Raw genomic sequence first — 14,484 nt, forward strand, 5'->3', positions numbered from 1 at the left:
CGGACAGGGTGATGTCCATCATCGGCAGCAGCTTCATCCAGTCGAGCCGCGCGTAGCCTTCGGCCAGCCTGCGCCAGTCGCCGGCGGCGATGGCGGCCCCCGCAATGGCGCCCATGCTGGTTCCGGCCACGGCGGTCACCTGCACCTTGCGTTCGGACAGATATTCCATCACGCCGAAATGGGCCAGCCCGCGGGCACCGCCGCCGCCCAGCGCCAGGGCGATTTTCTCCGCCATGAGGTTTGCTCCGTTAAAATGTTGCTCCCGATAATGATACGCGATGATGCCATGACCGCCACGCTGCCCAAGCCGGAACTGCTCTCGCCCGCCGGCACGCTCAAGAACATGCGCTACGCCTTTGCCTACGGGGCGGATGCCATCTACGCCGGCCAGCCCCGCTACAGCCTGCGAGTGCGCAACAACGAGTTCACCAACCCGGTGCTGGCCGACGCCATCGAGGAGGCCCACGGGCTGGGCAGGCAGTTCTATGTGGTCAGCAACATTCAGGCGCACAACAGCAAGATCAGAACCTATCTGAAGGACATCGAGCCCATTATCGAGATGGGGCCGGACGCGCTGATCATGTCCGACCCGGGGCTGATCATGCTGGTGCGCGAGCGCTTTCCCGACCAGCCGATCCACCTGTCGGTGCAGGCCAACGCGGTCAACTGGGCAGCGGTGAAGTTCTGGCACGACTACGGCATTGAACGGGTGGTGCTCTCCCGCGAGCTGAGTCTGGAAGAGATCGCCGAGATCCGCGAGCAGGTGCCGGAGTGCGAGCTGGAGGTGTTCGTGCACGGGGCGCTGTGCATCGCCTACTCGGGCCGCTGCCTGCTCTCCGGCTACATCAACAGGCGTGACGCCAACCAGGGCACCTGCACCAACGCCTGTCGCTGGAAATACAACACCTATCAGGCCACCGAGACGGAAACCGGCGATGTGGTGCCGGTGGAGAATATCACCGATCTGACCGGCACCACCTCGCGGGAGCAGCCGGTCATGCTGCTGGAGGAGGAGGGGCGCCCGGGTGAGCTGATGCCCGCCTTCGAGGACGAGCACGGCACCTACATCATGAATTCCAAGGACCTGCGCGCGGTGGAGCTGGTGCCCGATCTGGTGAGAATCGGCGTGCATTCGCTCAAGATTGAGGGGCGCACCAAATCCCACTTCTACGTGGCGCGCACGGCGCAGGTCTATCGCCGCGCCATCGATGACGCTGCAGCGGGCCGGCCCATTGACCCGCAGCTGGTGCGCGAGCTGGATTCGCTGGCCAACCGCGGCTACACCGTGGGCTTTCTCAAGCGCCATGTGCACAGCGAATACCAGAACTACGATTATGGCGCCTCCCGCTCCGACTACCAGCGCTTCGTCGGCGAGGTGGTGGACGCCCATGACGACTGGCTGGAGATCGAAGCCAAGAACAAGTTCTGCGTCGGCGACGAACTGGAACTGATGACCCCCGCCGGCAACCTGCGCCTGAAACTGGAGGCCATGTGGCATCCCAAGACCGGCGAGGCCATGGAATGCGCCAAAGGCTCCGGCTATGTGGCGCGCATTCCCAACCCCTTCAGGGGGCTGTCGGACGAGGTTCTGCGTTACGCGCTGGTGATGCGCTTTGAAAGCTGGGGGTGAATGAGTATAATGCGCACACCCACCCAGTCGGAGAGTAGCTCAGCCTGGTAGAGCACCACTTTCGGGAAGTGGGGGTCGCAGGTTCAAATCCTGTCTCTCCGACCATTTTTCTTCCTTCCACAGGTTTTCTCCCATGGCGCTCAAGATTCTGGACGCCTGCATCAACTGCGACATGTGCGAGCCGGAGTGTCCCAACAAGGCCATCTCCATGGGCCCCGAGATCTACGAGATCGACCCCGCGCGCTGCACCGAATGCGTCGGTTTCTATGACGCGCCCACCTGCATGAGCGTCTGTCCCATCGACTGCATCATCAGGGATCCCGATCACGAGGAAGACCACGACACGCTCTACGCAAAATTCGTAAAATTGGTCGAAACCGACCAACTGTGAAAAGGATCCTGCCATGCAGACACCCCGACTGGAACTGATCAGCTTCAAGCTGTGCCCCTTCGTGCAGCGCACCGTCATCACCCTGCTGCACAAGGACGTGCCCTATGACATCACCTACATCGACCTGAACAACCCGCCCGAGTGGTTCGCCGAAGTCTCCCCGCTGGGCAAGGTGCCGGTGCTCAAGGTGGGGGACGATGCGGTGCTGTTCGAGTCCGCCGTCATTCAGGAATACGTGGACGAGATCACGCCGCCGTCGCTCATGCCGGCCGACCCGCTGACCAAGGCGCTCAACCGCGCATGGATCGGCTACGGCGGCGAGGTGATCATGGCCATGCACGGGCTGGTCAGCGCCAAGGACGAGGCCGCCTTTGACGAAGCCCGCAGCAAGCTGCGCGGCATGCTGGAGAAGCTGGAAGCCGTCCACAGCGGCGAGGACTTCTTCAACGGCGGCGAGTTCGCGCTGATCGACGCGGCCTTCGCCCCTCTGTTCATGCGTCTCGATCTGCTGGGCCAGAACTGTGGCCTGAACCTGCTCGACGGCCTGCCGAAGCTCGGCCGCTGGTCCGAGGCGCTGCTGGCGCTGCCCAGCGTCAAGCACTCCGTGGTGGACGAGTTCCCGCAGATGTACCGCATGATGCTCACCAGGATGGGCGGTCATGCGGCCACGCTGCTCAAGTAAGCGGCCTGCATGAGACTGTCACGGCGCGCCGTGCTGACCGGAAGCCTCCTTCTGGTCGCCGGCGCGCCGTCCGTTCGGGCCGGCGACGGGCTGTGCGCCGGCGTGGATCTGGACCTGTTCGCCCATCGGCTGTTCCAGCGCGAATGCGGCGGCCGGAAGCAGAACCTCGTGTGGTGGTCGCCGCGGGAGGCGTTTCCCTCACTGGGCATCGGGCATTTCATCTGGCCGCCGGCGGGTGTGGAGACCCCCTTCGAGGCCACCTTCGCCCACATGGTGCGCTGGGTCGGGCGGCAGGGTGTGCCGGCGCCACGGTGGCTGCGGGCGCCCCATGCTCCCTGGCCGGATCGGGCCGCTTTCGTGGCGGAAGGCGACAGCCCGCGCATCCGCGCGGCGCGTGAGTGGCTTTGGCGCACCCGCCGTCTGCAGGCGGCCTGGGTGGTGCAGCGCTTCCGTCAACGCTGGGTACGGGTGCTGAAGGAACAGCCGGACGCCGTACTGCTGAACCGTCGCCTGCAGCGCCTTGCGCAGACGCCCGGCGGCTGCTGGGCGGTGCTGGACTATGTCAACTTCAAGGGCATGGGCGACAACCCGAAAGAGCGCTACGCCGGAGAAGGCTGGGGGCTGCTGCAGGTGTTGCGCGCCATGGAAGGGGACACGCTCGCCGACTTCATCGCCGCCGCCGGACGGGTGCTGCGCCGGCGCATCGAACACGCGCCCCGGGACGAATCCCCATGGTGGCCCGGCTGGCGGAGAAGGTTGCAATCCTGGCTGGAGGCATCATGACACATACGCTCAAGACCGTCTGGCGGGCCATGCGACCGCCGTTTCTGCTGCTGACCGTCTCGGTGGTGACGCTCGGGGCGGCGCTGGCCGTGTTCGAGACCGGCGTCTTCCACGGGCTGCACTTCTTCCTCTCACTGCTGGGCGGGCTGGGGCTGCATGCGAGCGTCAACCTGTTCAACGAGTATGAAGATTTCAGAAGCGGGTTGGACAGCCTGACCGAACGCACGCCCTTCAGCGGGGGCAGCGGGGCGCTGCAGGCCGATCCGGATGCCGCCGAGGCGGTGCAGGCGGCCGGCTGGTTCCTGCTCGGGCTGGCGTTTGTGATCGGTCTCTGGTTCTGGTGGACCGTGGGCGGCGGCGTGGTGTGGATCGGCCTGGCCGGGGTGGTGCTGGTGCTGGGCTACACAGGGCGCATCACCCGTCATCCGTGGCTGTGCCTGATTGCCCCCGGTCTGGCTTTCGGGCCGCTGATGGTGCTGGGCACCTACTATGTGATGACCGGCCAGTTCAGCGCCCGTGCGCTGGTGGTGTCGCTGGTGCCCTTCTTTCTGGTCAACAATCTGCTGCTGCTCAATCAGATTCCCGACATCGAGGCCGACCGGCAGGTGGGACGGCGCACCTTTCCCATGGTGATGGGCGTGCCGCTGACGCTGCAGGTGTTCAACCTGTTTCTGCTGTGCGCCTACGGCGTGCTGGTGATGCTGGTGGCCGCCGCCTGGCTGCCGCCGGTGGCGCTGCTGGGGCTGGTGACCGCCATCTTCGCCCTGCCCATGCTGCTCAATCTGATGCGCTTCCGTGCCGGACGGCGGCAGGCGCTGCTGCCGGCGCTGGGGCTCAACGTGGCCATCAATCTGCTGACACCGCTGCTGGTGGCCGCCGCGCTCTTCTGGCTGACACGCGCCTGAGAAAACAAGCTTGCAATGGACGGCCTTTTGCGCACAATGTACGAACGAACGTTCGTTAAATGCCGTAGAGCACCGGGGTGATCCCATGATGACCGTTCAACCGGCAGTGTTTCGCAGGGCAAATCCGTGAGCACGTGTCAACGCATTCTCGAGGCGGCCACCCGCCTGTTCGCCGCTGAAGGCTACGCTGGCGTCTCCATGCGGGAGATCGCCGCCGCCGCGGGCATCCGTCCAGCCAGCCTCTACAACCATTTCGACAGCAAGGCGGCGCTGTTTCTCGCCGTGGTGCGCACCCTGCTTGCGGACAAGCACGCCCGGCTGATCGCCCCCGTGCCGCAGGACCTGCCGCCGTGCGCCCAGCTGCGGCGTTTTGTCGAGGCGTTCGCCCGCTTCATGGCGGAGGATGTTGTCCATGCCCGCCTGCCGCTGTGGATCATGCTGCAGGCTCAGGCCGAGGCGCAGCGCATCATCGTGCAGGACCTGTGGCGGGAGGAGTTCGAATGGGTGCTGGCGCGCATGCGCCGCTGCGTGGCCGATCCCGAGCGGGCGCTGACGCTGACGCTGCAGCTGTTCGGATTGATGCTGTTCGAATTCGCCGCTCGATCGCTGATCGATCAGTTGCCGGTGGAAAAGGTGCCGTCCGCCGAGGCGGAGGACGTAGCCCAACGGGTATGGCAGGCGGTGGCCTGTCAGATGGAGGAAGAGACATGAATCGACCCTTGTTTGCGCTGGTGCTGCTGGCCGCGCTGGCCGGCTGTCAGCAGAAAACGGAAGAGTCCCCCGCACCTCCGCCTGTGGTGCGCACCGTCGCGCCGCAGCCGGTGTCGGAGGCGGCCGGCTGGCGCCTGACTGGCCGGGTGGTGGCGGAACGCACGGCCAGCCTGGCCTTCCGGGTGGCGGGTCAGATCGCGGGATGGCAGGTGGAGACGGGCGACCATTTCGATGCAGGGCAGGTGCTCATGCGCCTGGACGACAGCGACTACCGTCTGCAGCTGCAGCAGGTGGCGGCGCAGATGGCGGCCACCCGTTCCGATCTGGAGACGGCGCGGCGGGATCTGCGCCGCTACCGGGACCTGCTGGGACGCAAGCTGACCTCCCAGCAGCAGGTGGACGCGGCACAGAACCGCGTCACACGACTGGAGGCGCAGCTGGCGGCGCTGGAACCCCAGCGCGCGCTGGCGGAAAAGAAACTGGGCTATACCCGTCTGGTGGCTTCCCGCGCCGGCGTGGTGCTCAAAAGACTGGGGGCGCAGGGACAGGTGGTCAATGCGGGCACGCCGGTACTGGAAGTGGCCTATGACGGTCCCCGGCAGGCGGCCTTCGACTGGCCGGAGACCCTGGGTGTGCCGTCGCAGCAGGCACGGCTGAAACTGCCCGGTGGGGAAGTGACGGCCACGCTGGCGTGGCAGGCGCCGCAGGCGGATCCGGTCAGTCGCACCTGGGCGGTGCGCTACCGTCTGCCTGCGCAGGTACATGTGCCGCTGGGCGCCACCGCCACGCTGCTGCCGCAACAGGCGGCACAGTCCGGGCTGTGGGCGTTGCCCAACACTGCCGTGCGCATGGAGAAGGCTGGCGCGCGAGTGCTGCGGGTGCGCGAGGGGCGCATTGAGCCGGTGCCGGTGGAGGTGGTGCGCATCAATGGCGAACGGGCGTGGGTGCGCGGCCCGCTGTCACCCCGGGATCAGGTGGTGGCGCTGGGCGTGCATCTGCTCAGGGCGGGTGAGCCAGTGCGGGTGAGCGGGCAATGAACAGGTTCAACCTCTCCGCCTGGGCCATCCGGGAGCGTTCGCTGACGCTCTATCTGATTCTGGTCACCGCCGTGGCCGGTCTGCTGGCCTTTCTCTACAACGGCCGTGCGGAAGACCCCAGCTTTTCGGTCAACACCATGGTGGTGTCGGTCTTCTGGCCGGGTGCCACGGTGGAGCAGCTGGAAAACCAGGTGGTGGACCGCCTCGAGGCGCGGGTGGAGGAGATCGACTGGTTCGACCGGGTGGAAACCAAGGTGCGTCCGGGCGAGGCGCATCTTCTGATCAACTTCGCCGACAACACGCCCCATGGCATCAGCGAACAGCTGTTCTATCAGGTGCGCAAGCGCCTGGGCGACGAGGCGCGCAACCTGCCGCCGGGGGTCATCGGCCCCGTGTTCCGGGATGACTTCAAGGATGTCTATTTCACCCTCTACGCCCTGACGGGAGCGGACGGCCCGGTGCCGCAGCGTATGCTGGTGCAGGCGGCGGAGAAACTGCGCATCGGCCTGCGTCGCGTGGAAGGGGTCAAGAAGGTGGTGCTCATCGGCGAGCGTCCGCGCCAGATCTTCATTGATATCGACCCGGAACGGCTGTCGGCGCTGGGACTGACCGTCAACGCCCTGCGTGAGCAGATCGCCGCGCAGGTGGGTGTGCAGGATGCCGGTTTCGTGGACACCGCAGGTCCTCGCCTGCATCTGCGGGTGACCGATGTCCCCGCTGATCAGGTGGCGCGGCTGCGCGCGCTGCCGATCAATGTGGGGGGCCGGGTGCTGCACCTGGGGGAACTGGCCCGCATCTGGCGCGGGTATGAGGATCCGCCTCGGCTGATCATCGAGTCGGAAGGGCGTGAGGCGGTGCTGCTGGGCGTGGTGATGAAGCCCAATTTCAACGGTGTGGTGCTGGAGGAGAACCTGCGCCGCTTCGTGGCCGAACAGAAGGCGCTGCTGCCGACGGGCGTGCGCCTGACCACGCTGACCAGCCAGGGGGACGCCATCCATCTGGCGCTGGACACCTTTCAGCACAAGTTCTTCGCCGCGGTGGCGGTGGTGATGCTGGTCAGCTTCATCGCGTTGGGGCTGCGCGCCGGTATCGTGGTGGCGCTGGCGGTGCCGCTGACGCTGGGCATGGCCTTCGTGTTCATGAAGCTGGCGGGCATCGACTTCAATCGGGTGTCGCTGGGGGCGCTCATCATCGCGCTGGGGCTGCTGGTGGACGACGCCATCATTTCCATCGAGATGATGCTGCTGAAGATGGAACAGGGGCTGGAGAAGGTGAAGGCGGCCAGCTACGCCTGGACGGTGACCGCCGCGCCCATGCTGGTGGGCACGCTGGTGACGGTGACCGGCTTTCTGCCCATCGGGCTGGCGCCTTCCCGGGTAGGGGAGTATGCCGGCGGCATCTTCTGGGTGACCGGCATCGCACTGATCGCCTCCTGGCTGGTGGCGGTGTGGTTCACGCCCTACCTGGGCGTGCGCCTGCTGCCGGATCGGCTCTCGCAGCATGCACAGACCGATCTGGGTGAACGCCCCTCTTCCGTGCGCTGCGCCGGGTCATCATCTGGTGTGTGCGCCACCGCTGGACGGTCATCGTCCTGACAGTGCTGGTGTTCGCCGCCTCGGTGGTGGCCATGAAGACGGTGGTGGTCAAGCAGTTCTTCCCCAGTTCCAACCGGCCGGAGCTGATGGTGGACATCTGGCTGCCGCAGGGCAGCAGCATCGAGGCGACCCGCAAGGTGGCCGAGCGGTTGCAGCGGGAGCTGGAGCAGGAGAAGGAGCTGGTGCGTTCCATGTCGCTCTATGTGGGGCAGGGGGCGCCGCGCTTCTTTCTGGCGCTGAACCCGGAGCAGCCCAATCCCAGCTACGCCAGTCTGGTGGTGGTGACAAAGGGGCTGGAGGCCCGCGAGGCGTTGCAGCGCAAGCTGCAGGCGCGCATTGATGCGGGCGCCTTTCCCGAAGCGCGGGTGCGCGTGCAGCCGTTGATGTTCGGTCCGCCTGTGCCCTGGCCGGTGGTCTTCCGTGTCTATGGGCCGGACACCCAGGGCATGATCGAGCTGGCGCGCCGGATCCGCGACCGCATGATGCGGTATCCCCAGCTGATCGACCCGCACCTGTCCTGGCAGTTCAGGGCACCGGTGCTGCACATCAGGTGGGACGCGGATCGGCTGAGCGCCCTGGGGCTGACCCCGGCGCAGGTGGCCGAGCAGCTGCGCGGTCAGCTCAACGGGGCGGTGGCCGGTGTGGTGCGGGAGGACATCCGCAGCACGGCGCTGCGCCTGCGCGCAGGGGCGGGGCCGCACACGGATCCGGCCCGACTGGGCAGCCTGCCGATCCGCCTGCCCGATGGCACCACCGTGCCGCTGGCCCATCTGGGGCGTCTGACGGTGGATGAGGCGTGGCCCTACGTGGAACGGCGCAACCGGGTGCGGATGGTATCCGTCTATGCCGAGGTGCGTCCGGGCGTGCAGCCGCCCGACATCACCATGAAGGTGTGGCGCGACATGCAGGATCTGGTGGGCGACCTGCCGCCGGGCTGGCGGGTGGAGATCGGCGGCTCGGTGGAGGAGTCCAGCAAGGCGCAGGACTCCATCAAGGTGGGCATGCCGCTGATGATCCTCATCGCCACTTTCCTGATCATGCTCTATCTGCGTTCCTTCAGCGGGCTGATCATGACCCTGCTGACCGCCCCGCTGGGGCTGATCGGTGCCGTGGTGGCGCTTGTGGGCTTCCAGCAGCCCTATGGTTTCGTGGCCAATCTGGGGGTGATCGCGCTGGGCGGCATTCTGATGCGCAACACCCTCATTCTGGTGGCGCAGATCAATGACAACCTCAGACAGGGCATGGCGCCGGCCGAGGCGGTGATCGAGGCTACCACCCTGCGGGCGCGGCCGGTGCTGCTCACCGCCGCGGCGGCGGCGCTGGCGTTCATTCCGCTGACCACCTCCATCTTCTGGGGGCCGATGGCCTATGTGCTCATCGGCGGCGTGGTGGTGGGCACGCTGATCACCCTGTTCTTCCTGCCGGCGCTCTACGCCGCCTGGTACCGGGTGAAAACGGGCTAAAATGGAGCCGGGAGGCAGAATCCATGAGATGGCACACGCTTGAGGACACCATAGGCAACACGCCGCTGGTGCGCATCCGTCGACTGGCTGAACTGGACAACGGCTCGGTGGTGCTGGCCAAGCTGGAGGGCAACAACCCCGCCGGATCGGTCAAGGACCGCCCGGCGTTCAACATGATCCGTCAGGCCGAGGCCCGGGGCGAGATCCGTCCCGGTGACACCCTGATCGAGGCCACCAGTGGCAACACAGGCATCGCGCTGGCCATGGCCGCCAGCATGATGGGCTACCGCATGAAGCTGATCATGCCCGAGAACATGAGCCTGGAACGCCGCGCCAGCATGGCCGCCTTCGGCGCCGAACTGGTGCTGGTGAGCATGGAGGAAGGCATGGAGGGCGCGCGCGATCTGGCCAAGGAGATGGAGGCCCGTGGCGAGGGGAAGGTGCTGGATCAGTTCTCCAATCCGGACAACTGGCGCGCCCACTACCTGACCACCGGCCCGGAGATCTGGCGGCAGACCGAGGGCGGGGTGACCCATTTCGTCAGCGCCATGGGTACCACCGGCACCATCATGGGGGTGAGCCACTATCTCAAGGAACAGAATCCGCAGGTGCAGGTCGTCGGCGTGCAGCCGGCGGAGGGCGCCAGCATCCCCGGCATCCGCCGCTGGCCGCCGGAATATCTGCCGCGCATCTTCGACCCGACCTGGGTGGATGAGCTGCGGGATGTCACTCAGGAAGATGCCGAGGAGACCACCCGGCGACTGGCGCGGCAGGAGGGCATCTTCGCCGGCATCTCCTCCGGCGGCGCCATGCATGTGGCGCTGCAGGTGGCCGCCGAGCAGCCGGACAGTGTGGTGGTCACCATCGTGTGCGACCGGGGCGACCGCTATCTTTCCACCGGTGTGTTCCCGCCCGCATGATGGACCGTCCCGTTCTCGTCTTCGACATCGAAACCGTGCCGGACGTGGAGGCCGGTCGGCGCCTGCTCGGTCTGGAAGGACTGAGCGATGCCGAGGTGGTGGAGGCGATGAAACTGGCCCGGCAGGCGCAGGCGGGCACGGACTTTCAGCGCCATCATCTGCACCGCATCGTGGCCATCTCCGTGGTGCTGGACGACGGGGCGCGCACCCATGTGTGGTCGCTGGGCGAGCCGGACAGCAGCGAGGCGGAGCTGGTGCAGCGCTTTTTCGAAGGGGTGGAGCGCTACCGGCCCACGCTGGTGAGCTGGAACGGCTCCGGCTTCGACCTGCCGGTGCTGCACTACCGGGCGCTGCTGCACGGGGTGGAGGCGGCCGCCTACTGGGATACCGGCCACTTCGACCGGGAGCGCAAGTGGGACAACTACATCAGCCGCTATCAGTTCGCCCATGTGGACCTGATGGACGTGCTTTCCGGCTATCAGCCGCGCGCGGCGGCCAAACTGGATGAGGTGGCCGTGCTGCTGGGGCTGCCGGGCAAGATGGGGCAGAGCGGCGCGCAGGTGACTGAGCAGTGGCTGGCCGGTGAGATCGAGGCGATCCGCAACTACTGCGAGACGGATGTGATCAATACCTATCTGATCTGGCTGCAGTTCGAGCGCATGCGCGGACGGCTGGCGCCTGAGCGGCAGGTCGAGCTGCACCAGCGGCTGCGCGGGCTGCTGCGCGACAGCGGTCGGGCGCACCTTCAGGCTTACGAGGCGGCATGGCATGAATCCTGAACACATTCGCGAACGCATCGCCGATCTGGAGGCACGCGGGCGGGTGGACGCAGCGGCCCGTGCGCGCATCAAGCGGGATCTTGAGGTGCGCAACTGGGCCGATCTTGAAGTGTTCCTCAATCAGCTGGAGATCGAGGCGCGCTTTCGCAGCTGGCGACCCATCATCCGGCTGGCGATGCTCTCCAGCCTGATTTCGGCGGCCATCCTCATTGCCGTGGCGGTGTGGGTGGGTGCCAGGCATCCGGAAATCGTTCAACATCTTCAGGGACAGCAGCATGGGCAAGGCGACACACCAGCGGGAGATTGAGCGCAAGTATCTGGTCACCGGTGACGGCTGGCGCCAGCAGGCGGTGCGCAGCGAGCGCTTCGCCCAGGGGTATCTGAACAACGCGGCCAATCCGGAGAACCGCTGTTCCATCCGCGTGCGCATCGAGGGAGAGAAGGCCCGGCTCAATATCAAGAGCATGGAGATCGGCCTGAGCCGGGATGAGTATGAGTATGACATTCCGCTGGCCGATGCCGAGAAGATGCTGGCCACGCTGGTCATCGGTCCGGTGGTGGAGAAGGTGCGCCACTGGGTGCCCTTCGAGGGCTTCATGTGGGAGGTGGACGAGTTTCTCGGCGACAACGCCGGACTGGTGGTGGCCGAGGTGGAGCTGCCGGACGAGATGACGCAGCCGCCGCTGCCAGACTGGGTGGGGCGCGAGGTGACCGACGAGCTGCGCTTCTACAACGTGTCGCTGGCACAGCGACCTTACAGGGAGTGGGACGAACATGAGAAGGTTTAGCATTATCGCTGCGCTGGCGCTGTGGTGCGCCGCTACCACAGCTCGAGCGGACATGGGGTTGGTGGAGGTATGGCGACTGGCGGTGCAGCATGACGCGAAGCTGGCGCAGGCGCGCGCCCGTTTCGAGGCTCAGCAGAAGCAGCTGGACCGCGCCCGCGCCGCGCTGCTGCCGCAGGTGAACCTCACCGGCAGCTATGGTCGCAGCGAGACGGATCTGCCCGCCGACAGCGGGGATGTGACCACCCGTCAGATCGGGCTGGGGCTGTCGCAGGCGCTCTACAACCGCAAGGCGCTGGTGGCCTACGACCTGGCGAAGAAGCAGGTGGAGACGGCCCGGCTGGCCTGGCAGGCGGCGCAGCAGGATCTGATGACCCGGGTGGTCAAGGCCTATTTCGACGTGCTGCTGGCTCAGGTGAACCTGCGTCAGAGCCGCGCGCTGGAGAAGGCCAACCGTCTGCAGTGGGAGCGGGCCACCACCTCCGAACAGGTTGGGCTGGCGGCGCGCACGGATGTGCTGCAGGCCCGTTCCGCCTGGGATCTGGCCCGGGCCGACCGCATCAAGGCCGAAAGCGCCCTCCACACGGCGGAGGAGAATCTGACCCGGCTGACGGGGCGGCGCCTGACGGCGCTGCGGGGCGTGGCCACCGACCGGCCCGTGCGCCTGCCCGATCTGAACGAGCAGGCGTGGCTCAGGCGTGCGCTGGCGGGCAATCTGGCCCTGCGGCAGGCGGCGCTGGGCCTTGAGCAGGCGCAGCTCAATGTGGATCTGGCCCGCAGCGACTACTATCCTACGCTGGCGCTTACCGCCGGGGTGACCGACACGGCCTATGACAACTACAACCGCCTGCTCTCCGGCGTCTATCAGGACACCCGCGCCCAGCAGGTGGCGCTGCAGCTGCAGTGGAACCTGTTTGCCGGTGGTCTGACGAAGGCGACGGTGGCGCAGGCGGCAGACAGCGCCCGCGAGACGGCGGAGAAGCTGCGTGACGCCCGTGAGGGCACGGCGCTGCAGGTGCGCGTGCTGCTCGACCGGCTGAAGGAAGGGCAGGCGCTGGTGCAGGCGCTGCAGGCGGCGGTCTCTTCAAGCCGCGCCTTCCGGGACGCCGCCGAGGAGAGCTACCGGGTCGGCCTCAAGAGCCTGCTGGACGTGCTCACCGCCCGTGCCAACGCCTACAAGGCGGAACGGGACCTGACCGCGGCGCTGAATGATCTGGTGGTCAACCAGCTGGCGCTGGAGGCGGCGGCAGGCGATCTGACCGAGGATGACCTGCGCCGGGTGGACGGCTATCTGACCGCCACCGGCGCCCAAGGGCCGTGAGCCTCACCCGTCGTCAATTCGCAGGTCTGGCGCTGACGGCGCCGTGGTTGGCCCATGCGCAGAGTGCAGCTGATCCGTCCACCCTGCGCATGGGGGTGAGCGACCGTCCCCGCAGTCTTGATCCCCGCTTTGCCACCGACGCGCTGTCCAGCCGGGTCAATCGGCTACTCTACCGGGCGCTGACCGATTTTGACGAGCACTTCCAGCCCATCCCCGACCTGGCCGACTGGCGCCACGACGGCACCGTGTGGCGCTTGACCCTGCGTGATGGCGCGGCGCGCTTTCACACCGGCGCGCCCGTCACAGCGCAGGATGTGGTCGCCACCTTCCGCTCCATTCTTGAGCCGAAGACCGCCTCACCTTTGCGGGGCAGCCTGAGCCATATCCGTCAGGTGGTGGCGGAAAGCCCGCAGCGGGTGCGGTTTGAGCTCAGCCGTCCCGACCCGCTGTTCGCCGGACGGCTCAATATCGGCATTCTGCCGGCGGCGCTGCTGGAACAGGGGCATGACTTCAACAGGAAACCGGTGGGGTGCGGTCCGTGCCGGTTCGTCAGCGCCGACGAACAGAAGACGGTGCTGGTGCGCCCGGATGGCGTGCGTCTGGCCTTCATCAAGGTGAAGGATCCGCTGGTGCGAGTGCTCAAGCTGCGCAAGGGCGAGCTGGACCTGGTGCAGGGCGGGCTGGCACCGGAACTGACCGCCTACTGCGCCCGTCGGCCGGAACTGGCGGTGGACTGGCATCCGGGCACCAGCTTCGCCTATGTGGGTTTCAACTTCCGCGACCCGGTGCTGGGCCGTCTGCCGGTGCGCCAGGCCATCGCCCATGGCATCGACCGGGCCGCCATCGTGCGATGGCTGTTCCGGGGGCATGCCCGGCTGGCGGGCGGACTGCTGGTGCCGGAGCACTGGGCGGGGCTGAAGGACTGGCAGGGCTATGATTACGACCCGGACAGGGCGCGCTGGCTGCTGCGCAGGGCGGGCGTGCCGCAGCCGCTCAGGCTGAGTTACAAGACCAGCGCCGCGCCGCTGCGGGTGCGGCTGGCGGCCATCTATCAGGACCAGCTGCGCCATGCGGGCATCGATCTGGACGTGCGCAGCTATGACTGGGGCACCTTCTACGGGGACATCCGTGCGGGGCGCTTCCAGCTCTATTCACTGGCGTGGGTGGGGGTCAAGAGTCCGGACATCTTTCAGTATGTGTTTCACAGCGCCTTCACCCCACCTCGGGGTGCCAACCGTGGCCATTACGCCGACCCGCTGGTGGATCGGCTCATCGAACAGGCACTGGTGGCGGACAGCCCGCATGAACAGGCCACGCTCTACCGGCGGCTGCAGCGTCGACTGGCCGATACCGTGGCCATGGTGCCCCTGTGGTATGAGGATCAGTATGTGGTGCGGCGGGCGTCCCTGCACGGCTATCGCCTCTACGCCGATGGTCGCTACGATGGCCTGCTGACCGCAGGCTGAGTCTGCTGGCGACGGC

General features: G+C 66.8%; 16 protein-coding genes and 1 tRNA gene. 16 read left to right on the plus strand and 1 reads right to left on the minus strand.

Annotated features, from left to right (window positions below):
• The coding region (locus F8K16_RS06895; protein WP_294948592.1) for a patatin-like phospholipase family protein at positions 1-235 on the minus strand (235 nt) is incomplete at its 3' end.
• Positions 236-298: 63 nt separating this feature from the next.
• On the opposite strand from F8K16_RS06895, the gene yegQ reads away from it, so the two are divergent.
• The 16 genes from yegQ to F8K16_RS06975 all read left to right on the plus strand — a co-directional run bounded on the left by yegQ (position 299) and on the right by F8K16_RS06975 (position 14,468).
• Positions 299-1,630 carry a tRNA 5-hydroxyuridine modification protein YegQ gene (yegQ, locus tag F8K16_RS06900; RefSeq protein WP_294948628.1) on the plus strand — a complete coding sequence of 444 codons (1,332 nt, stop codon included), beginning with the start codon at positions 299-301 and terminating at the stop codon, positions 1,628-1,630.
• Positions 1,631-1,658: 28 nt separating this feature from the next.
• Positions 1,659-1,735 (plus strand) — tRNA-Pro (locus tag F8K16_RS06905).
• A 28-nt stretch (positions 1,736-1,763) separates the two neighbouring features.
• The gene (locus tag F8K16_RS06910; protein ID WP_294948595.1) at positions 1,764-2,021 is read left to right on the plus strand and encodes a YfhL family 4Fe-4S dicluster ferredoxin; all 258 of its coding nucleotides are present in this window, start codon (positions 1,764-1,766) and stop codon (positions 2,019-2,021) included.
• Positions 2,022-2,034: 13 nt separating this feature from the next.
• Positions 2,035-2,703 (plus strand): glutathione S-transferase family protein, encoded by a 669-nt coding sequence (locus F8K16_RS06915; protein ID WP_294948597.1) that lies wholly within the window; start codon positions 2,035-2,037, stop codon positions 2,701-2,703.
• 9 nt (positions 2,704-2,712) lie between these two features.
• On the plus strand, positions 2,713-3,486 hold the full coding sequence (locus F8K16_RS06920) for a hypothetical protein (RefSeq protein WP_294948600.1): 774 nt from the start codon (positions 2,713-2,715) through the stop codon (positions 3,484-3,486).
• A complete protein-coding gene (locus F8K16_RS06925; protein WP_294948603.1) occupies positions 3,483-4,391 on the plus strand; it encodes a prenyltransferase in 909 nt (302 codons plus the stop codon). The genes F8K16_RS06920 and F8K16_RS06925 overlap by 4 nt, the downstream gene beginning before the upstream one ends.
• 126 nt (positions 4,392-4,517) lie before the next feature.
• Positions 4,518-5,102 (plus strand): TetR/AcrR family transcriptional regulator, encoded by a 585-nt coding sequence (locus F8K16_RS06930; protein WP_294948605.1) that lies wholly within the window; start codon positions 4,518-4,520, stop codon positions 5,100-5,102.
• Positions 5,099-6,139 (plus strand): efflux RND transporter periplasmic adaptor subunit, encoded by a 1,041-nt coding sequence (locus tag F8K16_RS06935; protein WP_294948607.1) that lies wholly within the window; start codon positions 5,099-5,101, stop codon positions 6,137-6,139. The genes F8K16_RS06930 and F8K16_RS06935 overlap by 4 nt, the downstream gene beginning before the upstream one ends.
• On the plus strand, positions 6,136-7,734 hold the full coding sequence (locus F8K16_RS06940) for an efflux RND transporter permease subunit (protein WP_294948610.1): 1,599 nt from the start codon (positions 6,136-6,138) through the stop codon (positions 7,732-7,734). Before F8K16_RS06935 ends, F8K16_RS06940 begins: the two co-directional genes overlap by 4 nt.
• A complete protein-coding gene (locus F8K16_RS06945; protein WP_294948613.1) occupies positions 7,704-9,197 on the plus strand; it encodes an efflux RND transporter permease subunit in 1,494 nt (497 codons plus the stop codon). Before F8K16_RS06940 ends, F8K16_RS06945 begins: the two co-directional genes overlap by 31 nt.
• Positions 9,198-9,220: 23 nt before the next feature.
• Entirely contained in the window at positions 9,221-10,117 is an 897-nt protein-coding gene (gene cysM, locus F8K16_RS06950; protein WP_294948615.1) for a cysteine synthase CysM, read from the plus strand.
• Positions 10,114-10,896, plus strand: a complete 783-nt coding sequence (locus F8K16_RS06955; RefSeq protein WP_294948618.1) for a 3'-5' exonuclease — start codon at positions 10,114-10,116, stop codon at positions 10,894-10,896. Before cysM ends, F8K16_RS06955 begins: the two co-directional genes overlap by 4 nt.
• On the plus strand, positions 10,886-11,203 hold the full coding sequence (locus F8K16_RS06960) for a hypothetical protein (RefSeq protein WP_294948620.1): 318 nt from the start codon (positions 10,886-10,888) through the stop codon (positions 11,201-11,203). Before F8K16_RS06955 ends, F8K16_RS06960 begins: the two co-directional genes overlap by 11 nt.
• Entirely contained in the window at positions 11,172-11,684 is a 513-nt protein-coding gene (locus F8K16_RS06965) for a CYTH domain-containing protein (protein WP_294948623.1), read from the plus strand. Before F8K16_RS06960 ends, F8K16_RS06965 begins: the two co-directional genes overlap by 32 nt.
• Positions 11,671-13,002 carry a TolC family outer membrane protein gene (locus F8K16_RS06970; protein WP_294948625.1) on the plus strand — a complete coding sequence of 444 codons (1,332 nt, stop codon included), beginning with the start codon at positions 11,671-11,673 and terminating at the stop codon, positions 13,000-13,002. The genes F8K16_RS06965 and F8K16_RS06970 overlap by 14 nt, the downstream gene beginning before the upstream one ends.
• A complete protein-coding gene (locus F8K16_RS06975) occupies positions 12,999-14,468 on the plus strand; it encodes an ABC transporter substrate-binding protein (protein ID WP_294948626.1) in 1,470 nt (489 codons plus the stop codon). Before F8K16_RS06970 ends, F8K16_RS06975 begins: the two co-directional genes overlap by 4 nt.
• Positions 14,469-14,484 lie beyond the last annotated feature (16 nt).

It is taken from the genome of Sulfurivirga sp. (genome assembly GCF_015490265.1).
Classification (GTDB): domain Bacteria; phylum Pseudomonadota; class Gammaproteobacteria; order Thiomicrospirales; family Thiomicrospiraceae; genus Sulfurivirga.

Coding starts and splice junctions, on each gene's coding strand:
- F8K16_RS06910 (WP_294948595.1), top strand. CDS start 1,764: ATGGCGCTCAAGATTCTGGACGCCTGCATCAACTGCGACATGTGCGAG.
- F8K16_RS06915 (WP_294948597.1), top strand. CDS start 2,035: ATGCAGACACCCCGACTGGAACTGATCAGCTTCAAGCTGTGCCCCTTC.
- F8K16_RS06920 (WP_294948600.1), top strand. CDS start 2,713: ATGAGACTGTCACGGCGCGCCGTGCTGACCGGAAGCCTCCTTCTGGTC.
- F8K16_RS06925 (WP_294948603.1), top strand. CDS start 3,483: ATGACACATACGCTCAAGACCGTCTGGCGGGCCATGCGACCGCCGTTT.
- F8K16_RS06935 (WP_294948607.1), top strand. CDS start 5,099: ATGAATCGACCCTTGTTTGCGCTGGTGCTGCTGGCCGCGCTGGCCGGC.
- F8K16_RS06940 (WP_294948610.1), top strand. CDS start 6,136: ATGAACAGGTTCAACCTCTCCGCCTGGGCCATCCGGGAGCGTTCGCTG.
- cysM (WP_294948615.1), top strand. CDS start 9,221: ATGAGATGGCACACGCTTGAGGACACCATAGGCAACACGCCGCTGGTG.
- F8K16_RS06955 (WP_294948618.1), top strand. CDS start 10,114: ATGATGGACCGTCCCGTTCTCGTCTTCGACATCGAAACCGTGCCGGAC.
- F8K16_RS06960 (WP_294948620.1), top strand. CDS start 10,886: ATGAATCCTGAACACATTCGCGAACGCATCGCCGATCTGGAGGCACGC.
- F8K16_RS06965 (WP_294948623.1), top strand. CDS start 11,172: ATGGGCAAGGCGACACACCAGCGGGAGATTGAGCGCAAGTATCTGGTC.
- F8K16_RS06970 (WP_294948625.1), top strand. CDS start 11,671: ATGAGAAGGTTTAGCATTATCGCTGCGCTGGCGCTGTGGTGCGCCGCT.